General features: G+C 58.8%; 1 pseudogene. It reads right to left on the bottom strand.

From position 1 onward, the window contains the following. Positions 1–167: 167 nt before the first annotated feature. Positions 168–434 (bottom strand): annotated as a pseudogene (locus DVK00_RS21085) (hypothetical protein); the annotation flags it as partial.

Genomic DNA, 434 nt, shown 5'->3' with positions numbered 1-434 from the left:
ACAATCAAGAGTCCCGAACTGGGCCATAGTGCAGTTCTGATCGCTTCAACTCCCGTTTGGTCGATAGCCCCCAGATCGTGAAGCAAGTTGAACTGAACAACGTCCATGACTAGGAGCATAAGAATCATCGAGAGCGTGAAGACGCGGTCTGAGAATCGGCCCGACATTCAGAACACCCCCGGAAGGGCGCTGACGAAGAGCGGGAGACTGATTCCACCACCGATGCCGCCGCCTCCACCGCCGCCAGCGATGGACGTTGCGAGCGCGGGACCGAACATTCCGAGTGCGAGGCCACCGGCGAAGATGAGCACTAAGTAGAGTTGCTGTCGGGTGCTCCAGTCGAGTTCGGCGAGTTTGCCGCGCGTCTCCTGTCGCTTCATGTCTTGCTGGGTGACCTTGCTACCGAAGAGTCTCCAGCCATCGCGGAACGAGAG

The sequence above is a fragment of the Haloarcula sp. Atlit-47R genome (genome assembly GCF_003665985.1).
Classification (GTDB): Archaea; Halobacteriota; Halobacteria; order Halobacteriales; family Haloarculaceae; genus Haloarcula; species Haloarcula taiwanensis.
This window is presented reverse-complemented; position numbering and strand designations above follow the sequence as displayed.